The organism is Collinsella aerofaciens (genome assembly GCF_018785245.1).
Lineage (GTDB): Bacteria > Actinomycetota > Coriobacteriia > Coriobacteriales > Coriobacteriaceae > Collinsella > Collinsella aerofaciens_AD.
Map to the genome: position 1 here is coordinate 238726 of NZ_WQPL01000019.1, position 21470 is coordinate 260195.

11 protein-coding genes are annotated in these 21470 nt (G+C 63.3%); 8 read left to right on the top strand and 3 right to left on the bottom strand.

Features of this window, described 5'->3' with window-relative positions; genetic code table 11:
- Positions 1-96: 96 nt before the first annotated feature.
- Complete coding sequence (mnmA, locus tag GPK39_RS05120) at positions 97-1320, bottom strand: tRNA 2-thiouridine(34) synthase MnmA (protein WP_276571288.1); 1224 nt, start codon at positions 1318-1320, stop codon at positions 97-99.
- A gap of 57 nt (positions 1321-1377) precedes the next feature.
- A complete protein-coding gene (cysK, locus tag GPK39_RS05125; protein ID WP_161115446.1) occupies positions 1378-2316 on the bottom strand; it encodes a cysteine synthase A in 939 nt (312 codons plus the stop codon).
- Positions 2317-2569: 253 nt separating this feature from the next.
- Between cysK and GPK39_RS05130 the strand changes: the two genes are divergently transcribed.
- Positions 2570-2998: an RrF2 family transcriptional regulator gene (locus tag GPK39_RS05130; RefSeq protein WP_055250949.1), complete on the top strand. Its 429-nt coding sequence runs from the start codon at positions 2570-2572 to the stop codon at positions 2996-2998.
- A 135-nt stretch (positions 2999-3133) separates the two neighbouring features.
- Here GPK39_RS05130 and GPK39_RS05135 read toward each other — a convergent pair whose 3' ends face one another.
- The gene (locus tag GPK39_RS05135; RefSeq protein WP_118256363.1) at positions 3134-3499 is read right to left on the bottom strand and encodes a phage holin family protein; all 366 of its coding nucleotides are present in this window, start codon (positions 3497-3499) and stop codon (positions 3134-3136) included.
- A gap of 322 nt (positions 3500-3821) precedes the next feature.
- On the opposite strand from GPK39_RS05135, the gene GPK39_RS05140 reads away from it, so the two are divergent.
- From GPK39_RS05140 to GPK39_RS05170, 7 genes are all read left to right on the top strand, one after another.
- Positions 3822-4121: a YerC/YecD family TrpR-related protein gene (locus tag GPK39_RS05140; RefSeq protein WP_022094855.1), complete on the top strand. Its 300-nt coding sequence runs from the start codon at positions 3822-3824 to the stop codon at positions 4119-4121.
- Positions 4122-4343: 222 nt separating this feature from the next.
- The gene (locus GPK39_RS05145; RefSeq protein WP_215674147.1) at positions 4344-7496 is read left to right on the top strand and encodes a PD-(D/E)XK nuclease family protein; all 3153 of its coding nucleotides are present in this window, start codon (positions 4344-4346) and stop codon (positions 7494-7496) included.
- Between the two features lie 3 nt (positions 7497-7499).
- Positions 7500-11126: a UvrD-helicase domain-containing protein gene (locus GPK39_RS05150; RefSeq protein ID WP_215674149.1), complete on the top strand. Its 3627-nt coding sequence runs from the start codon at positions 7500-7502 to the stop codon at positions 11124-11126.
- A 176-nt stretch (positions 11127-11302) separates the two neighbouring features.
- Complete coding sequence (gene dnaE / locus GPK39_RS05155; protein WP_215674151.1) at positions 11303-15106, top strand: DNA polymerase III subunit alpha; 3804 nt, start codon at positions 11303-11305, stop codon at positions 15104-15106.
- Between the two features lie 45 nt (positions 15107-15151).
- Positions 15152-18616 carry a DEAD/DEAH box helicase gene (locus GPK39_RS05160; RefSeq protein WP_215674153.1) on the top strand — a complete coding sequence of 1155 codons (3465 nt, stop codon included), beginning with the start codon at positions 15152-15154 and terminating at the stop codon, positions 18614-18616.
- A gap of 150 nt (positions 18617-18766) precedes the next feature.
- Complete coding sequence (locus tag GPK39_RS05165; protein WP_055285739.1) at positions 18767-19129, top strand: desulfoferrodoxin family protein; 363 nt, start codon at positions 18767-18769, stop codon at positions 19127-19129.
- Between the two features lie 117 nt (positions 19130-19246).
- Complete coding sequence (locus tag GPK39_RS05170) at positions 19247-21232, top strand: NAD(+) synthetase (RefSeq protein WP_215674154.1); 1986 nt, start codon at positions 19247-19249, stop codon at positions 21230-21232.
- The last annotated feature ends 238 nt before the right edge of the window (positions 21233-21470 follow it).

A 21470-nucleotide genomic window follows, 5' to 3' on the forward strand; every position in this document is an offset into this window, starting at 1 on the left:
GCCGTCCTCTCTAAGTTGCGGTGAAATAGGGACTGTTTGGCGGTTTTAAACGCTTAAACAGTCCCTATTTCACCGCAATTTATGAAGGGGATGGGGCTACTTAAGTGCGCCGGTCACCGTACCGCCGCCCAGGAGGATGTCGCCGCGATAGACTACAACGGCCTGGCCGGGGGCGATGGCTCGTTGCGGCTCGTCAAAAGTCAGCAGCATTTGCCCGTCGGCGCCATGTGTAAGGGTTGCTGCCTGGTCCTTTTGACGGTAGCGGTACTTGGCGCCCACGTGAATGCCGCCGGCATCGAGCTCTGCCTCCATGCGGTCGGTAGGGGCGCTCCAAATCCAGTCGTTGGCCGTGAGCGCTGTGGCCGTCAGGTCTTCGGCCTCGCCCAGATGCACAATGTTGTTGGCGGCATCGACGCCCATTACGTACACGGGGTGCGCCATCGCGACGCCCAGGCCCTTGCGCTGGCCGATGGTATAGCGCAGCGCGCCGTTATGGCGTCCGACCACGCTGCCGTCGCGCCACACAATGTCGCCCGGTGCAGCGGCATGTCCGCAGCGGCGCTCGATATAGCCCGCGTAGTCGCCGTCCGCGATAAAGCAGATATCCTCGCTTTCGGCCTTCTTGGCGTTGGCAAAGCCCTGTTCGGCGGCTATGCGGCGCACGTCGCGCTCCTTGTCCAGCCCTGCCAGCGGAAAGATCGTGCGCGATAGTCGCTCCTGCGTGAGCGAATACAAGAAGTAACTCTGGTCCTTCTTGGGGTCCTCGCCGCGGTGCAGCTGCCAGGTGCCGTCGGCCGCTTGGCTCGTTTTGGCGTAGTGACCTGTGGCGATGTAGTCGCAGCCCATATTGAGTGCCGCATCGAGCAGCGCGCCAAACTTAATATGGCGGTTGCAGATGATGCACGGGTTGGGCGTCAGTCCTTCCTGGTAGGCGTTCACAAAGCGCTCGATCACGTTGCGGTCGAAGGTTTGCTGCAGGTCGAGCACATGGTGGGGTATCCCCAGGCGCTCGGCGACGGCTTTTGCATCGGCGATGTCGCGGTCGACTTTGCTCATGCCCGCGACGGGATCGGGCGCGGGGCAGGTGAGGCGCATGGTGGCGCCGACGCATTCGTAGCCCTGGCTTTTGAGCAGGTACGCGGTCACGCTGGAATCGACGCCGCCGCTCATGGCGACGAGCACGCGCTTGTTGTGCATGGGGAGGTTCTCCTTGGTGGCATGTGGCCAAAAAAGAAAAGCGGCGCGGGAGGCTGGTTCCGCGCCGCAGACATTGTAGCAAGTTCGGACGTCTCGTGGGACACCCTGATTGGATGGGCTCAGACTGCCGGGAGAGAGGAGGCCGGCTCGTCCCTGAGCTCAACCTATGGGCGACGGGTCCTAGTCCTGGAAGAGTGCCGTGGACAGGTAGCGCTCACCGGTATCGGCGAGCAGCGCCACGATGGTCTTGCCCTCGTTCTCGGGGCGCTTGGCCAGCTGCAGTGCGGCCCACACGGCGGCGCCGGACGAAATGCCCACGAGCACGCCCTCCTTGTGGCCCACGGCGCGGCCGGTGGCAAAGGCGTCGTCGTTCTCGACGGGGATGATCTCGTCATAGACCTGGGTGTCGAGGACGTCGGGCACAAAGCCGGCGCCGATGCCCTGGATCTTGTGCGGGCCGGCCTGGCCCTTAGAGAGCACCGGGGAGGTGGCGGGCTCGACGGCGACGACCTGAATCTCGGGGTTCTGCTCCTTGAGGAACTCGCCCACGCCGGTCACGGTGCCGCCGGTGCCGACGCCGGCGACGAAGATATCGACCTCGCCGTCGGTGTCATCCCAGATCTCGGGGCCGGTCGTGGCCTTGTGGATGGCGGGGTTGGCGGGGTTTACAAACTGGCCGGCGATAATGCTGTTGGGGGTCTCCTTCTGCAGTTCTTCGGCCTTGGCGATGGCGCCCTTCATGCCCTTGGAACCGTCGGTGAGCACGAGTTGTGCGCCATATGCCTGCATAAGCTTGCGACGCTCGACGGACATAGTCTCGGGCATGGTGATGATCACCTTGTAGCCGCGAGCCGCCGCCACCGAGGCGATGCCGACGCCGGTGTTGCCGCTCGTGGGCTCGATGATGGTGTAGTCGCCGCCGCGCACGAGCTTGCCGGCCTTCTCGGCCTCGTCAATCATGTTCTTGGCGACGCGGTCTTTAACGGACCCGGCGGGGTTGAAGTATTCCAGCTTGACGAGCACGCGGGCCTTGAGGTCCTCATCGGCCTCAAAGTGAGTGAGCTCCAGAAGCGGGGTGTGGCCGATAAGCTGATCGATGGACGTATAAACATTGCTCATGGTGAACCTCCAAAGTGTTCAAATGACTGGATACCGTGTGGTTTTACGGTGTGTGTAGCAGCGAAACCCATAAACCTTATGGGTTGTTCTTTTTGCTGTTGGCAAGCATAGTAGACAGTAAAGCCTAGTAACGCAATAGGAAATAGAAGATTATTACGAGGCGATTAACCAGCTTGACGGGAATAGGTATTTTCAAAGCCAATTTTTCGGCTAGAATTTCAACGGACTAAAAGACCGAAAGGCAGCACTATATATGTTGGTTTCTACTAAGGGCAGGTACGCCCTGCGCGTTATGGTTGACCTGGCCGAGCACCAGGCGGCAGGCCGCATTCCCCTCAAAGAGATTGCGGCGCGTCAGGGGATTTCGGAGAAATATCTGGAGAACATTTTGGCTACGCTCGTCCGCGCCAATATGCTCTCGGGCATGCGCGGCAAAGGCGGCGGCTACGTGCTCACGCGCCCGCCCGAGCAGTACACGGTGGGCGAGATCTTGCGCCTGACCGAGGGCAGCCTGGCGCCGGTCGCATGCCTGGACGGCGACTGCAAGGGCTGTTCACGTTCGGATGAGTGTCCCACACTCGACGTGTGGAAGAACCTGGACAAGCTCATCAACGACTACCTCGACGGCGTGACGCTCGATGCACTCGTCGCCCCCAACGAGGGCTACGACTACGTCATCTAGCTCCACCTGCCATTTGGGGACGGGGCAGAAATGGTAGATTTTCTTGCCCCTGAGGCTTGGCAAATGACAAGGCCGCCTATCGTTGCGATGGACGGCCTTCTTTTGGCGTGTTGTGGCGGTCCGTATCCGGTCGCTTTAGTTCCTGGCGATGCTGTCGAGAATGCTGCGCATGATGGATACCAGGATGCTGCCCATAAAGGCCGATCCAAAGCCGGCAATGGAGATACCCGCGCCCAGCAGATTGACCGACAGGTAGCTGGCCAGCTCGAGCATAAAGCTGTTGACTACGAGCTGAAAAATACCAAGCGTGATAATAGTGAGCGGCAGCGAGATGACCGTCAGGAACGGCTTGACGAGCGAGTCGACGATGTTGAGGAATAGTCCCACGAAGGCAAAGCAGACCCAGGCGTCGGCCATGCCGAAGGGCTGAATGCCGGGGACGAGAAACGTTGCGATCGCGATGGCGATTGAGGTCAAAAGCCAGTTGAGCAAAAAGCGCATGGTGGGAATCCTTTCTTGCGCATGGCGTGGTGAGGGGCGTGAGGGACACATACCTTTGCAACTCGGATAGATGCACGGACACGGTCCTGTTTGGGCACCCATTGTTCCAGATATTCGTGGAGCTTGCGTGCGCATTCGGTTTCAAAACGGCGTTCGTCCTAAAAAACGTGCCGCTGGCAGAGAGTCTTGACGCTTTAGTTTGGTGGTGTGCTAAACTGCTACGGGCAAAAGCCACAGGCGTTGCCCTATTGCATATTACGGGCGAACGATGCCCGATGTCAGTATCAACTTCGATGCCTTTTGGCGGGTTTGGCGGTGATCGATGAATATCGAGAACATGTTTGACAAGCCTGATGTCAAGCAGCTGGTCCACGCATTTAGCCTTTTGGACGACGAGAAAGATATCCAAGCGTTTTTGACCGATATCTGCACGCCGCGTGAGATTTGCGATCTATCGCAGCGTCTGCAGGTCGCGCGTTACCTGGACGAGGGCGAGCCCTATGTCGAGGTTCAGGCGCGTACCGGCGCTTCGTCCACCACGGTGAGCCGTGTATCCAAGGCGCTCAACGGCGAGTACGGTGGCTACCGCAAGATCCTCATTAAGCTGGAGGATGGCGAGTAGGCCAGCGGCAAAAACGAATTGTGCAGAACCGTCCCTCCGGGGGCGGTTATTTTTGATCCCTTGGGGACGGAGGAAAACGGATCATCGGGTTAGATTGACCTCCTCGGTGATCCGTTTTCCTCCGTCCCCAAGGGATCAAATCTGTTGGCGTGGGGCAAATCTGTCCGCTTGGGCGGGTAGGATGGATGCATTGATTATTGCGAACAGTTTGAGCGGAGGACCATGCCTGTTCGAATCTATACCACCAATGCCGGCACGGATTTGAGCGATGCCGAGTCGGCGCTGCTTGTCGACCTTATTGCCCGCCACGGGCGTGCCGTGTTGCTGGCGCCAACGTTTGCCGAGCTCGACCTGTGCCGTCATGATGCGGCGGAAGCCGGCGTTTCGCTGGGTATCGACTACAAGACGCCTACATCGTGGCTTCGCTCGCTTTGGGAGCTTTTGGGCGACGGGCGCGGTTTCGTCGACAACCTGCAGCGCCAGATGCTGCTCTCGGACATGGTCACGCGTCTCGACGATGCCGACCTGCAGCCGCTTTCGCGCAGCCAGGGCACGGTGCGCATGCTTGCGCGCATGGCCCGCGATGTGCTGCCGGGTGTGGCGGGGACGACGGCCGAGCGATGCCGTGGCAACAATTGCCAGCCTGAGCCAAAAAGCGATGCCGAGGCTCGTGTGTTTGAGCTTTTGCGTGCCTACGCGGGCGGTTTGGACCGTCGAGATATGGTCGAGCCCTGCGAGGCAGCTGACATTATGGCCGGTGCCCTGGCCGATAACCTGCCGGCGTGCGCCCGCGCCGTATGCGTGCGCGGTGTCACGTCGTTTACGCACGGCCTGCTCGAGCTGCTGTCTGCCGTGGCGAACAATGGGGGAGAGGTCGTCGTGCTGCTTGCCCGCGAGCAGGCGGCGATGCGCGAGGAGCTTGTCACGGCATTTGATGCCCGCGGTGTGCTGTTTGAGATCGCGCCGCTGGGGGAGGACGCCGTCGCGTCTGATGTCGCTTGCGGGACCGCCGCTCAGCCTGCCTTTATTGAGGTCGCTGGCCCTCATGCCCGTGCTCATGTCTATGCGGACGCCATCGATAAGTTGGTGAAAGCGCACAAGGAGTCCAAGGCCGATAAAGCTACTGCAACGCCCGCCGACCCCGTGCGCGTGCTCGTTGTTTCTGCCCGGGCACCCCAGCTGTTCGGTGAGCTCGCCTCTCGTCTGGCGGCTCGTCATATTGCTTCCGAGACAGTTGAGTTCACGGTGTTTTCCCAATCCATTGCGGGCAGGCAGTTTGCGGCGCTTGCCGGCCTGATCGAGCGCATGAAGGCCACCGATGAGGGCATGGCATCAAAGACCGAGTGGTGGCCCGCGCCGGAGCTTACCGACTGGATCTACAGTCCGCTTTCGGGCGCTGATGCCGTCAATGCCCGTACTTTCGATAAGAATATGCGTCTCTCGCGCAGCAAGACTACTGCGGGCGTAAAGAGCCTGCTACAGAGCGTTCAGGGCCAGGTGAGGGGCGCGCGCAAGGCGGCGAGCGACGATAACTGGTTTAAGAACGTACCGTGTGTGGTCTCGGACGTGTTCCAGGCGCTGTGGCGTGACAAGCCCGTGACGGCGCTTAAGGCCATGCTTGCCGTTGCCGAGGCGTTGCCCGATCGCTCGCTGGGCAGCTTGGATGGCCAGGCCCGTCGCCAGGCGGAGGCGGCCCTGCTGCGCCACGCCCTCGACATCCTTATGAACGGCGCCCGCGCGCTCGACGTGTCGCAGGTCGCGACCGTGCCCGTGCTCGATGGCATTCGCACCAGGGTGGACAAGCGTAGCACCGCCTACGATTACGAGACCCACGAGGTTGACCGTGCGCCACGTGCTCAGGTTCGTTTTGCTTCGCTTGCCGACGCGGCGGCTCTGCGCCCCGGCAGCTACGATGCCGTGCTGTTTGCCGATGTCGATCTGGACAGCTATCCGCTCTCGCACGAGGAGGGACCGCTGGCTACGCTGACGGCGAGCCTTGGTCGCGAGGGCGTGACGCTTGAGCCCGCGGCCCTGCTGCGCGTGCGCTTTGGTCGCGCGATGCAAGCGTCGCGTGGTCCGGTTACGCTCGCCCGTGTGACCCACGATCGCCAGGCGCGCGAGTGCTATCCGGCGGCCGTGTGGACCGAGCTGCGTGCGCACACCAAGGTCGCTGACACCGACAAGGCCGCTGACGACGCTAAGACCACTGGTGACGCTAAGGTCGCTGGCGCCGACAAGGCGACGTGCATGGGTGAGGGCGATATCGTAAGGGACTTCGATCCCGCGGCAGGCGAAGGTCTCAAGCGCGAGCGCGTGACCTGTGAAGCCCCTCAGCATCTGAGTGCCGAGGCCGTGCCGTATTTGGTCCTGCGTCGTCGCGATGGCGAGGGCGAGGACGCGCCGCTCGTGCCGCGCCTGACGTCCGCCTCGCAGATCGAGGCCTATTCTACCTGCCCGCTGTGCTGGTTCGTGTCGTATCGCGTCAAGCCCCAGTCCATCGACGCGGGCTTTGGGAACATGGAGAAGGGCAACTTTGTCCACGACGTGCTGGAGCATCTGCATGCCCGTCTGCCCCAAGAGGGCATGGAGCGCGTGACGCCCATGAATCTGCCTCGGGCGCAGGAGCTGCTGAGCAAGGTCTTTGACGAGACCCTGGCCGAGCATGCCGGCAAGCGCGGCACGGAGGGCCCGCTGGTGCCGCTCTCTGCGGTGGAGGAGCGCCAGGTGGCCGAGATCTTGCCGCAGCTGGAGGGCGTGCTTGCCTACGAGTCCGAGGCACTTGCCCCCTTTGCCCCGCGCTACCTGGAGTTTGCGTTCAACGAGCTCCAGGTCGAGTATGCCGGTTGGCCGCTCGGCGGGCGCATCGACCGCGTAGATGTGGATGCCGAGAATCGCGCCGTGGTAATCGACTACAAGCATCGTTCGGGTGTCGAGGAGTTTAAGCTTGCCGACCCCACGGTGCGTGACGAGGAGACGGGCGAGGCCCCCATCGACGACCCGCGCTGGCTGCCGCCCCATACCCAAACGCTCATCTACGCGCAGGCCATGCGTCGGGCACTGGGCTTGGATACCCGTGCAGCGCTCTATTTTTCGACCAAGGGCGGCAAGCCCGCGCTGCGCGGTGCGGCGAGCGCCGAGTTGCTCGAGGAAGAGCGCGGTGACGGTCGCATCCCGGGCCTCAAGAAGGGCTTCCCGGGCGAGGGCGGCAGCATGGACTTCGATGCCCTGCTCGATCGCGTGGAGGCCGGCATCGCCGAGCGCCTGCGCGAGCTCGAGGCGGGCAACGTTGCCGCCGTCGACCCGGCGTCGGCTCAGGCCGCGCATGCGCGCTGCTCGTATAACCACGAAGGAACGTTTGTAAGGAGGGACGTGTAGACCATGGATCTTTCGACTTTGATGCCGCAACAGCTGCAGATTGTCAAAACGCTCGACCGCCCGCTGTTTGTCTCGGCGGGCGCCGGTTCGGGTAAGACCTTTACCCTCACGCGCCGCATCGTCTATGCGCTCTCGCCCGAATCCGGTCCGTTCGTTGAGCATCTGGACCAGGTGCTCGCCATTACCTTTACCAAAGATGCCGCGGCCGAGATTCGCGACCGCGTGCGCCGTGCGCTTATCGACGAGGGCATGGACGAGGAAGCACTGACCGTCGACGACGCGTGGATCTCGACCATTCACGGCATGTGCTCGCGTATCCTGCGCGCGCACGCGCTGGAGCTGGGCATCGACCCCGAGTTCACGGTGCTCACCGATACCGACGAGCTCATGGACCAGGCTGTTGAGCATGTGCTGGGTCGCGCGACGGCACCCGATGCCGCCCCCGAGCTCGCGGCATCGCTCAAGGCCCTCTATGCCTGGTATCCCATGGCGGGCGAGGGCGGTTCCTTTGGCGGCGGTACGACCATCAAGGGTCTGGTGCGCGACCTGCTGGAGCTGTCGAGCCAGTTGCCGGGCGGTATGGACGACGCGCGCGTGGCGCGCGGCCAGGCCGATACCTCGGCACTCGCCGATGCCTATCGCGCGGCGCTAGGCGCAAGCAAGGCCGCGACCGAGAAGGCGCAGACGGCGCTCGATGCCATCGACGCGTTTGAGGCGAGTGGCAAAACCATGGAGGATGCGGCGCGACTCATGATGTCGTGCACCATGCCGCGCGCGAGCAAGGCATTCCCCAAGGAGCAGGTCGAGCTGCTCAAGGCCGAGGCCGCCGATGCGTTTATCAATATCGTGCTTGCCTGCGGTGGCCCGGCGCTCGATGCGCTGGTGGGCCTGGCCCGTTCCGTCGAGGCCGAGTATCGCGCATTGAAGGCTGCCCAGTCCGCCCTCGATAATAACGACCTGCTGCGTATGGCCTACGAGGCCCTGCGCGATTACCCAGCCATCCGTGCTGCGTACGAGGGCCGCTTTAAGATGGTCATGATCGATGAGTTCCAGGATACCGATCAGATGCAGGTCGATTTGATTCGCTATCTGACGGGCGCGGGGGAGCGCGCGCTGTGCACCGTGGGCGATGCGCAGCAGTCGATCTACCGCTTCCGTGGCGCCGAGGTCGAGGTATTCCATCGCCAGGAGCGCAAGGTGGGCTCGTCTGCCGCGCCCGAGGCGACTGCCGTGACCGACACCCCCGCCGGCGAGCTCGTCAAGCTCGTGCGCAACTTCCGCAGCCATGACGAGGTACTGCGTTATGTGGCACGCGTCTTCGACGGCGATGACGGCGGCCTGATGCAGGGCTTTTTGGACCTTGAGGCGAGTGACGGACGCAAGGACACGCTGGTGGCAGACGCCTCGCGTCGCCAGGCCCTCTTTGTTGCCGGCGGCAGCACGCAGGAGCGCACACAGGCCAAGGCCCGTGCGATCGCCGAGCGATTCCGCGCGCTTGCCGATGCCGGCCAGCCCCAGGGCGGCATGGTGCTGCTGCTGGGCCGCATGACCAATGCCGACGTCTACGCCCAGGCCTTCCGCGACCAGGGGCTCGACTGCGTCATCGCGGGTGGTTCGGTCTTTGCCCAGGCAGCCGAGGTGCAGACGGTGCGCGCCCTGGTCTGCGCGCTCGCCAATCCGGCCGATACGGCGCAGGGCCTCATGCCGTTGCTGGCCTCGCCGATGTTTGCGCTCGGCGTCCAGGAGTTCCTGGCGCTGGCGACCAAGCTCGATAGCGAGACGGGGGAGACCTCGCGCCGCAACATCGATGCGGGCATCATGAGCGATTCCGATGCGCCGGGCCTGCAGGACCTGCCGCTCGTGACGCGCGCCCGCGAGGTGCTGCGTTATGCGCTTCGTCGCGTGGGCCGCGATTCGTTCGCCGCCATCGCGCGCGACGTGGTCAACGCTTCGGGCTGGTTTGTGCGTCTGGCGCAGCGTGGTCCCGAGGGCAAGGCCATTGCCGCCAACGTGCTCAAGGCGCTCGATGCCGTGGCCGAGGCGGAGGCCGAGTTCGGCAATTCGCCGCGTTCCATCGCGCTGGCCTTCGACCGTTTCTTGGCGGGCAAGGAGGCCCCGGGTGCCCTCAACGAGGAGGGCGACGGCGCGGTGCGCATCATGACGGTCCATGCCTCCAAGGGTTTGGAATATCCGGTCGTGGCGGTCGCCGAGTGCTTTGGCGTGCGTAAGTCCTCGGGTGCGGCACAGATGGGTCGCGTCGAGGGCGGAGCACAGGTCGTGGCACTGCCGGCACGCTTCGACGGCGTTAAGCTCGCCGATGGTACCTTTGTGAAGGGCGACGACGTCAAAAAGCAGTTTGAGCATGCGTTTAAGGGCAAGGGCACGTCGCTGTGGCTGCCGCCGGAGCTCATGGAGGACGTCTGTGCGACGGGTTCTCCCGCCGAGGCATTTGCTCGCCTGCGCAACGACGACCTGCGGCTTTCGCTCGAGGAGCGGGCCCGCTTGCTCTACGTTGCCATGACGCGTGCGCGCGAGCTGGTGATCTTGGCGATGGATGCCGGCGTGAGCCGTGGCAAGGTGACGGCGCCGACCTTCGACGTCGAGACCGATCTGACCTATGACGTGCTGCGCCGTATTCTGCCGACCGACGCTCTGGACATGCCGCAGCTCGATGCCGACCGCCTGGTGTTCGACAACTCCCGGCCGGGCGACTACGAGCTCATTTCGCTCGCGGACTTTACCTTTGGCGAGCAGGCGTTTGAGGCTAACGCTTCGCTGGATGCCGAGGGCAGGCTTGTTCGTGGCGATACCGATGTCGCCGATAATGCTGCGCACTCAACTGTGCCTGGTCCTGCCGATTCCAAGCCCGATTCGTTTGAGCTTGTGTATCCCCAGGCAGTGGGCGTGCGCATGGGCATCTGTCCGTATCCGGCGCGTGATTCGTACAGCTATTCGTCGATTGCCGCGGCGCTGCATGCCGAGGCCGAGGACCGTGCCGCCGAGACGCGCGTGCCCATGGACGAGTCCGGCGATGATGCCGAGTCGGATGGTTCCGAGATGACGGATGCGGACGTGGCTGCTGTCGAGCCCGCCGGCAATCCCATGGCGCTGGGCTCGGCCTTCCACGCCGCCTGCCAGTGGCTCATCGAGATGGGTGCCGATGCGTTGCCCGCTGCGCGCGCCGATGCGCTGACGCGTCTGTGGCGCCTGACGCCGGAGCAGCGCCAGCGCTTCGATGTCGCTCTGGATCGCTGGCTCAAGTCGTCGGTTCGTGCCGAGCTGCTCGCGTGGCCGTGCATCCGTGCCGAGGTGCCGTTCTTCTCGCTGGGCTGCGAGGACGAGGACATCGCCCGCTACGGTGCCTATGCCGAGGGCGCCATCGATGCACTGGCCACCGATCCGGCCGATCCGTCGCGCGCACTGGTCATCGATTACAAGACGGGTGGCACGCCGGATGAGACACCCGACCGGCTGCTCGAGAAGCACGCCCTGCAGGCGCGCGTCTACGCCGACGTGTTGCACAAGGCGGGCGTTGAGACGGTGACGGTCAAGTTCGTCCGCGTGGAGCAGCCGGATCCGACCCTCTTCGTCGAACCCGCCGAACCTCAAGTGGTCACCTACAACTTCTAGCCCTCAGATAACTTGCGGTGGAATAGTTCCTGTATTGCGGCCCAGATGGCCCAAGCGGGAACTATTTCACCGCAACTGCAAGAGGAGCCGTGTGGGTTTGGCTAGGTTCGGGTGCTGTCCGTGCCGTGCGGTAAAATCGTTCAGTCAGAACACGAACCCGCATCGGAGCTCATCACATGGCATTCGTCCATCTGCACAATCACACTGTCTTCTCCATGCTCGACGGCGCAACCCGTATCCAGGATATGGTCAACCGCGCTGTTGAGCTGGGCATGCCCGCCGTGGCCATTACCGACCACGGCTACATGTATGGCGTGCCCGACCTGGCGCTGGCCTGCGACGCCGTCAATCACAACACGCCCGAGTACAAAACCTGGAGCCACGACAAGGCCTTCTTGGAAAAGGACCGCCGCGACGAGCTGGTGGAGCCCGACCCCGAGGCAAACCCGCGCGAGCATGCCCAGTATGTGAAGGACATGGCCATGTGGGACGAGAAGGGCAATATCGACGAGCTCAAACCGCCCCTGGTCATCAAGCCCATCTTTGGCTGCGAGGTTTACTTTACGCCGGACGAGACGCTCGCCCGCGACCACAAGCCCGAGCTCTACCACATGATCCTTCTGGCCAAGGACCAGGAGGGCTACGTCAACCTGATGCAGACGGTCTCCGAGGCGGCCGTGCAGGGCTTTTACTACAAGCCGCGCGTGACGCTCGACAACCTGCGCCGCCATGCCAAGGGTATGATCTGCACGAGCGCCTGCATCGCGGGCATCATCCCCAAGTACATCGACCGCGGTGACATGGAGGGCGCCATCAAGTGGGCCGAGACCTTCCGCGACACCTTCGACCCCGGCGACTTTTATATCGAGATCCAGGAACACGGCATTACCACCGACAACGGCCTGACCGACGAGCAGATGGACCGCACGCTCATCGACATCGCCAAACAGGTGGGCGTCAAGGTCATCGCCACCAACGACTTCCACTACCTGCGCCGCGAGGACGCGCCCGTGCAGGACGTCATCATGTGCATCGGCATGAACGCCAAAGTCGACGACCCCAACCGCATGCGCATGACCGGCTCGGAGTTTTACATGAAGACCGAGGAGGAGATGCGGGCGATGTTCCCGTATTGCCCCGAGGCCTGCGACAACACGCTCGAGATTGCCGACAAGTGCTACGTGGAGCTCGACTGGGACTCCATCATCCTGCCGCGCTTCCCGTTGCTCGATCCCGGCGAGACGCACGAGAGCCAGTTCCGCCGCGAGTGCGAGAAGGGCCTGCGCCAGCACTACGGTGACGACTGGGCCACGCGCGAGATCGGCGGAGTCAACATCAAAGAGCGCTTTGAGTACGAATACAAGGTCATCTGCGACAAGGGCTTTGCCGCCTACTTCTTGATCGTTGCCGAGTACGTGCAATGGGCCAAGGACAACGGCATCGGCGTCGGCCCCGGCCGTGGTTCTGCCGCCGGCGCTATCGTCGCCTACGCCATGAACATCACCGCGTTCGACCCGCTCGAGAACGGCCTGATGTTTGAGAGGTTCCTCTCCCCGCAGCGTACCGAGATGCCCGATATCGATATGGACTTCGACGATGAGCGGCGCCTCGAGGTCGTGGAGCACGTTCGCCAGCTCTACGGCCCCGAGAAGGTCACCCACGTCATCACCTACTCGACCATCAAGGCCAAGCAGGCCATCAATGATGCCGCGCGCGTCCTGGACTACCCGGTCTACATGGGCCAGCGCCTGTCCAAGATGGTCTCGAGCGACCCCAAGGTCAAGCTCAAGCAGGTGCTCGACAAACAACCCGGCAAAGAGGATTTGTTTAACCCCGATTTTGCCGAGGCCTATAAAAAGGACGACGACGCCCGCCGCATCATCGACACGGCGCTCTCGATTGAGGGCCTCACCCGTGGCGAGGGTGTGCACGCGTGCGCCGTTCTGATCTGCCGCGACCCCGTCAACGAGCACGTGCCCACCAAGCTCGATACTAAGGGCGGCGTCGAGATTACCCAGTACGAGGGCCATACCGTTGCCGACATGGGCCTGCTCAAGATGGACTTCCTGGGCCTGCGTACGCTGACGGTTATCTCCAAGGCCAAAGCAAACATCAAGAAGAACTTCGGCATCGACATCAAAGAGGAAGAGATTCCCTTTGACGATCCCGAGATCTTTAAGCTCATGGGCTCCGGCCACACTGCCGGCGTCTTCCAGGTCGAGTCCGCCGGCATGACGGCCACGATCAAGAACATGAAGCCCACCGAGTACAAGCACGTCGTGGCATTGATCGCCCTGTACCGCCCGGGCCCGCTGGGCGCCGGCATGGTTTCGTCCTACATCAACCGTATGAACGGCAAGGAGCCGGCCGTCTCCTACGACGACCGTCTGGACGACATCCTGGGTGAAACCTACGGCACCATGGTCTACCAGGAGCAGGTTATGCTCATCTCCGTCGAGATGTGCGGCTTCTCCAAGGGCGAATCGGACTCGCGTATCCGTAAGCCCGTGGCTAAGAAGAAGATCAAGCTGCTCACGTCGACGGTGCTCCACTGGGAGGATGGCTCGGACGAGACCACCTACGACCACTGGATGAACGGCGCTATCAAGAACAACTACACGCGCGAGGTCGCCCAGAAGATTTGGGACGATGTTCTCGAGTTCGCATCTTACGCCTTCAACAAGTCGCACTCCGCCGGCTACGCCATCCTGGTTATGCAGACGGCGTGGCTCAAGGCGCACTATCCACACGAGTACATGGCGGCCGTTCTGACGTCCTATACGGGCAAGACCGACAAGATCGTGCACTACGTCTCGGCGTGCCGTCACGACGGCATCCCCGTGCTGTCGCCAGATGTCAACGAGTCCGGCACCGAGTTCACGGCTACCAAGGAGGGCGTGCGCTTTGGTCTGGCCGGTATTCGAGGCGTGGGCACCGGCGTGGCGCAGGCGATTATCGCTGAGCGCGAGGCAGGCGGTCCGTTTAAGACGCTGCACGACTTTGTTGAGCGCGTGGACTCGAGCCAGGCCAACCGCCGCGTGATCGAATCGCTGATCAAGGCAGGTGCCTTCGACTCCACGGGCTATCCGCGCCGCCAGATGATGCACTTTGTGGACAAGAACAACCCCGAGAACATCATCGACGCCGCGATAAAGCGCCAGAAGGACCGCGCGAGCGGCCAGACTTCGTTCTTCGACATGTTTGGTGATGTTGAGGGCTCGGGTTTCGAGGTCAGCGTGCCCGATCCGGACGGCCAGGAATGGGACCGCCACCTTAAGCTGAGCCAGGAGAAGGAGGTTCTGGGCATCTATGTCTCGGACCATCCGCTGCGCCCGTTTGAGTATGCGCTCAGCAAAGCGCGCGACTTTTCGTTCTCGCAGATCGACACCGGCTACGAAGTTCAGAATCCTACGGGCGGCACCATCAACCAGGAGATTCCCGAGGGCAAGGCGCTGTGGTGGGCCGGCATGGTCTCGAGCGTGTCCAAGCGCGTGACCAAAAACGGCGACCCCATGGGCATCGTGCAGCTCGAGGACATGGAAGGCGAGGCCACCGTCGTCGTGTTCCCCAAGACCTATAAAGAGGCCGAGGGGTATCTGTACGGCGAGGTCGATCCCGAGACCGGCGCGCAGCTGTCCGACGCCTTTGTGCGCATTAAGGGCAAGCTCGAGCGCTCGGACCGCGGCGACCAGATTATCGCGCAGGAGATCGTGCCGCTGGAGCTCAACGAGGAGAACAACAAGCCCAAGGTGTTTGAGGTCATGGTGCCCAACAGCCGCTTTAGCCAGGGCAATATGGCGCGCCTGGCCACGGTGCTCACCGCTAACCCGGGCGGCGACCGCGTGGAGATCTTTATCGAGCAGGTGGACGGGCGCGTACTGCGCGCCGAGGTGCCTGCCAAGGTCAACGCGCGCTCGATTCCGCTGCTGGCCGAGGCCAAGGCCATTGTGGGCAACCAGGGCCGCGTGACGGTTATCTAGGGACGGCGTTGCTGAGAGGTACTCGGTGCGAGATTGGAGGAAGTGATGGCGCAGGGGACGTTTGTGCAGGCGCTCCGGAAAGAGGCGGCGCTGAGCGGCACCTTTATGAAGGGCCGCTCGCTCATGCTCAACGGCGCCGTGCTGTCGATCGAGGACAGCGGCTCGCGCTTCTCCAAGAACGTGACGGTTGAGGGCTCAGTGCGCGGCTCGCGCGGTGACCTGTACAAGACGCACGTGGCGCTCGACATGGACGAGCACGAGGTGATCGACTACGACTGCGATTGCCCCGCTGCCTATCGCTACCCCGGCATGTGCAAGCACGCCATCGCCACGGCGCTAGCGTACCTGGACGCCAGCGGCATTGAGCCTGTTGAGGGGCTGCGCACGCCGGTCCGCACGTTTACGGCGGCGCCCAAGCAAGCCGCGCGTCCTGCGTCTGCCGCACCGGCGGTCAACCCTAACTTTCCCTTCCCGGCGCCAGTTCCCACGAGCCCGAGCCTCATGAAGGCGCTCTCCGATCTTTCGGACGCGCGCATGGATGAGTTGGCGGGCATGCGCCGCAAGCTCGCCGGCACTGTCGACCCTGATGCCCCCAAGGCGGTATTGGAGCCCTCGCTGGTGCCGTACTACAATCCGCTGTTTGCCGACCGCTTTAGCTGGGCGCTCGAGCTTCGCATCCGCTGCGGCTCGGTGTCCTACGTGGTCAAGGATATCGACGGCATGGCCGCCGCCTACGTGCGCGGCGGCACGTTCTCGTACGGCAAAAAGCTCACATTCCTTCATACGCCCGAGGCCTTTGACGAGGTTTCGGTGCGTCTGCTCGACCTTGTTGTGGCAACGGTTGTGTATCTGAGCGACATCACGAGTTCGCGTTCGGCGTCGTACGATTTTGCACGCAGCGGCTTTGTCGCCGAGCGCCAGCTGCCGCTGTCCGAGCACGACATCGTATACATGCTGGACCTGCTGCGTGGCCGGACCATTTCCTTTGAGCCCGCCTGGTCGCGGGGAACGACGACGCATCGTTCCTACGAGGTGGCGGTTGAGTTGTCGCCGGTGGGGGAGGACGAGGTCTCGGCAAAACAACCGCCGCTCCTTGCCGCCAAGATCGCGCCGGCGGCCGGTGGCAGCTACGACTTGCGCCTGCCCGCCGATATGTACTGCTTTGCCTCGGGCGACGTTGCCTATCTGGTCGACACGCACCGCGCGCGCCGCGCCGATGCGGCGTTTGCCCAGCATGCCGCACCGTTTCTGTCGCGTCTGCTGCCCTGTCGCACGCCGGTCCATATCGCCGCCGAGCAGGTGGGCGAATTCTGCCGCATGGCACTGCCCGTGCTGCGCGAATACACTGACCTCACCGCTCCCGCCGTGCTCGACACCGTGGCGCCCGAGCCGAGCTTTGCCATGGCAATCGGTGTCGACGACGGGCTTGTGACCTGCAAGATTACGGTTGCCTACGGTGATTGGTCGGCAGATCTCTTTAGCCTGGGCGCTCCGGGAAGCCCCTTCGAAGAACAGCGCCCGGGCGTACCTCCGCGCGACGAGATAGCAGAGTTTCGCGTTATGGATACGGCGGCCCTGTATTTCGACTTTTACGAGGGCGGCCTGGCGTTTGAGGAGCGCGACGACGAGAGCCTGTTCCACTTGCTGACCGAGGGCCTGTCTGCCCTGTCCGAGCTGGGCGAGGTCATGCTCAGCGACCGCCTACGCCAGATCTCGGTGCGCCCTGCGCCCAAGCTTTCGGTGCACGCGACCGTCAAGAGCAACCTGCTCGATGTCGAACTGGGCGCGAGCGGTCTTTCGGCGGCAGATCTTGCCATCTATCTGGACTCGTACAAGCGCCACCAGACGTTTGCGCGCCTCACGTCGGGCGACATCGTTCGCCTGGACGAGGGCGCCCGAGCCGCGTTTGGCCTTGCCGAGGATCTGGGGGTCGATGCTGTCGACCTGTTCGACGGCGTGTCGCTTCCCGCGTCGAGCACCCTGTTCGTCGATAGCATGCTCGCGCGCACGCCCGCGCTCGAGGCCGATCGCGACGCTGCGTTCCGCCGTACCGTCGAGCGCCTGGACACGCTCGGCAAGATGGACTTTACGGTGCCGGTCTCGCTCAAGGCCACACTGCGCGGCTACCAGGTCGACGGATACCAGTGGCTCGGCTCGCTCGAACACCTGGGCCTTGGCGGCATCTTGGCCGACGACATGGGCCTGGGCAAAACGCTCCAGATGATCGCGCATATCCTGGCGCGCGTGGAGGCGGGGGACACCAAGCCCACGCTCGTGGTATGCCCGGCCTCACTCGTGTACAACTGGACTGCCGAGCTGGAGCGCTTTGCGCCCTCGCTCGATGTTTGCGCAATCGTGGGCGCCAAGGCGCAGCGTCGCGTGCAGATTGCCGGCGCGGCTGAGCATAACGTGGTCGTGACGTCGTATGACCTTATGCGCCGCGATATCGATGAGTACGCCGGGCAGGATTTTGCCCGCGTGGTGCTCGACGAGGCCCAGTACATTAAAAACCCACTCACCCAGGTGGCACGTGCCACCAAGCGCCTGCCGGCCGGCGTGCGCTTTGCCCTGACGGGCACGCCCATCGAAAACCGCCTATCCGAACTCTGGAGCATCTTCGACTTTTTGATGCCGGGCCTGCTGGGCACGCGTGAATCGTTTGCAAAGCGCTTCGAAAGCCCGGTCGAGCATGCCGAGGGCGACAGTGCCGCCCGCCTGCAAGCGCTCGTGTCGCCGTTTGTGCTGCGCCGTGTCAAGGAAGACGTGGTGGCCGACCTGCCCGAGAAGATCGAGGATACGGTCATGGCGCAGCTCACCGGCGAGCAGCGCAAGCTTTACCTGGCAAACCAGGACCGCATCGCCCAGCAGGTGCAGCACCGCGAGGCATCCGAGTTTAAGAAAGACAAGCTCAAGGTGCTCGCCGAGCTCACCAAGCTGCGCCAGATCTGCTGCGACCCGCGTCTGCACTACGAGGATTACAAGGCGGGGAGCGCCAAACTCGATACGTGCATGGAGCTCGTGCACGGCGCGCGCGACGGCGGGCATCGCATCCTGTTGTTCAGCCAGTTTACGGGTATGCTCGATATCATCGGTAAGCGCTTGGCCAAGGAGGACATCGCCTTCCTTAAGCTCACGGGCGCTTCGTCTAAGGAGAGCCGCGCCAAGATGGTCGCGCAGTTCCAAGCGGGCGAGGTTCCGGTCTTTTTGATTTCGCTCAAGGCGGGTGGCGTGGGCCTTAACCTGACGGCTGCCGACGTGGTCATTCACTACGACCCGTGGTGGAACGTGGCGGCGCAGGACCAAGCGACTGACCGTGCACACCGTATTGGCCAGCAACATGCCGTGACCGTGTACAAGCTCATCGCCAAGGACACGATCGAGGAACGCATTATGCAGATGCAGGAGTCCAAGCGCGACCTGGTCAACAGCGTGCTCGGCGGCGACGGCATCTCGTCGGCACTGTTCACGCGCGAGGATGTTCTGGCGCTGCTCGGCGGCGACGGTCGCTAACCCGCTCGGGTGGGGCCGTCAGGGCGGATGGCACACGCTGTCCCATCGTCCCCGCCCGTTATGTGTTCATTTGCAATGCCGTGGATGGTTTGTCTGCCTTTGGGCATAAGAACCATCAAGAACATTGGCACATCAGCAAAGGAGAACATCATGGCGAAATTCTTTAAGGACCCCGACGGTAAGCTCATCGCTGCCCTTGGCGACGACGTTGCGACTCCTGCCGGTTGCACGGAACTGACCGCAAACACTGAGGATGCGGCGCACGAGAAGCACGTGCCTGTTGTCGAGACCGAGCGCGACGGTCACGTAATCCGCGCACGCGTTGGCTCGGTCGAGCACCCCAGCCTGCCCGAGCACTACATTGAGTGGATCGCCCTTGAGGCCGAGGGCCGCTTAGAGGTCCATTACCTTGAGCCCGGCATGAAACCCGCGACGTTTTTCGCGGGCGGCTCCAAGACCGGTACCGTCTATGCCTACTGCAACCTGCACGGGCTGTGGTCCGCGACATTCTAGGAGCGCGCCCCCGCTCGGGGTATCATAGCTAGCATATGCACATGCAAGCGCCGACTGCATTATGCGGCCGGCGCTTTTACTACGATTTCGATGGTTTACGACGGAAAGGGCTGGGCCATGAAGCTCGCGCTTGCACAGATCGATATGCGCCTGGGTGATATTGAGGGCATTTGCGGCCGCATCGAGGACCAGGCTCGTCTGGCCCACGAGCGCGGAGCGCGCGTGCTGTGCGTTCCAGCTCCGCTCTTTATGGGCGCCATGCCCGGTGGCCTGGTGGGCGCTGCCGACTTTGAGCACGACATGCTTGCCGGCTTGACTGGTGTCGCCGAGCGTATCCAGGAGCTTGACATGATCTGCATCGTGCCCGCGGCGGTTTCGTTTGAAGGCCAGCCGCTGCTCGACTACATGATGCTCAAGGACGGTCATGTGGTGCCGGCGCGTTCGAGCATTGCCTTGCAGCGTGGCGAGAACAACGACACGCGTTGGGCGCCGCCGGTGTTCGACGTGGACGGCGTGCGCATCGCCGTGATTTTTGACTTGGACCGCGAGCTCGAGATGTTGCCGACCGGCGTCGACCTCATTGCGTATTTCCAATTCAACGCGTTTGACATGACCGACCGCGAGACTGCCGCCATTGCCGCCGTTCGCAGCGGCGCCTACCGCAAGATCGCATCCAAGCGCAGCGTGTGGTTTGCCTGCATGGCGCCGGTCGGCGCCTATGACGAGTCGGTGTATACCGGCGGTTCGTTTGTGCTCGACGACTGCGGTCGCGTGGTGGCCCAGGCGCCGTGTTTTGAGGAGAGCCTCCTGGTTCAGGAGATTCAGCGCGGCGTGATGCTCGATGCCCTGGAAGATCACGAACTGCCCGAGTTCCGTTCCGAGGAGTGGCTGTGGCAGGCGCTGGTGCTCGCCGTGCGCGACAACGCCCGAGCCCGCGGTGCGTCGCGTGCTGTGGTGGCACTCGAGGGTGACTTGCCGTCGTCCCTGCTGGCGGCGCTGGCCGTCGACGCTCTGGGCCCGCGCAATGTGATTGGCCTGGTGCTGGGGCGCAACCGTATCTTTACGCCGGCGCAGGAAGAGGCCGAGGCTGCCCGCTGTGCCGCCGTCCGCGCCATCGCCGAGCGTTTGCACATTCGCACCGTCGAGCGCGATGCACCGGATGCGGCGCGTGTGCTCGATCGCGACGTGTCGGCGGGCGATTCCGAGCGTCTGCGCTCGCGCACGCTGGGCCTCATGCTGGAGGACACGGCGCTCGAGCTGGGTGCGATGACGCTGAGCCCGCTGTCCAAAACCGAGTACGCGCTGGCGGCGCCGGCGCTTTGCGGCGGCTACCAGGGCGACTTTGCGCCGTTTGGCGATGTGTGCCTGTCGACGCTTGAGTTTGTGGCGCGTGTGCGCAACCGCACGTCTGCCGTGGTGCCCCAAGAGCTCGTGACGCTCAACGCGGTGGAAGACTGCATGGAGCGAGTGTTGGCGCAGGCGCTCTCGACGCTCGATGGTCCGGTCGATATGCTCGACCGCGCGGCACAGCTGCTCGGCGGGCTTGAGCCGGGTGAGGTCGATGGCGCGCTCGAGGCGCACGTGGACCGCAGCCGACCCTTCGACGACATCCCGATGGCCGCTGGCAAGCCTGAGGCCTGCTCGCTGCTGCTGATGCTCGTGCGTCAGGGCGAGGCCGCCCGCCGCATGCTGCCGACGGCGCCGATCGTCTCGGCCCGTTCGTTTGCCGAGCGTGCCTGGCCGTATATGCTCGCGTGGTCCGACCTGGGGCTTAACGGCAAGGAGCGTATGACGGTCGATTCGCTGGCGCGCGCCGAGGTGCGCCGTTTTGCTGACGAGGATACGAGCGAGCGCGTGCGAAACGAGATGATGGGCGTGCTGGGCGAGCTACTGGGTATTTCGCCCGAGCAGATGGAGGAGCTGCGCTCTGAGGACGGTCAGCGTCGTTTGCATGAGGGAATGAAAAAGTTCGAGGGCGAGGTTCAGGACGCCATCGATAAGATGATGGGCGGTCAGGGCGGCTCGCAAGGTAGTCCCCAGGGTGGTCCGATGCCGCATCCGCCGGTGGATCCGAGGCAGTTCCCCTTTTTCTCGCAGAACTAACTATGGGATAGGGCCAAGGTTACGCGGTTTTACCAAACCGCGTAACGAGTCGACGCTGCGCGAGCCCCTGCCGGGCAATCTGCCGCTCAAACCGTCGCTTGCGTACAGAAGTACGCGGCGCTCCTCTTTCGCGACACCTTGCCACGGCAGGGACTCGCTCGCTCATATGACCCAATCCGCTGTCAAGAGCCACAATGGCCCCGCCGACCGCTTGCAATCGGTCGGCGGGGCCTGCCGT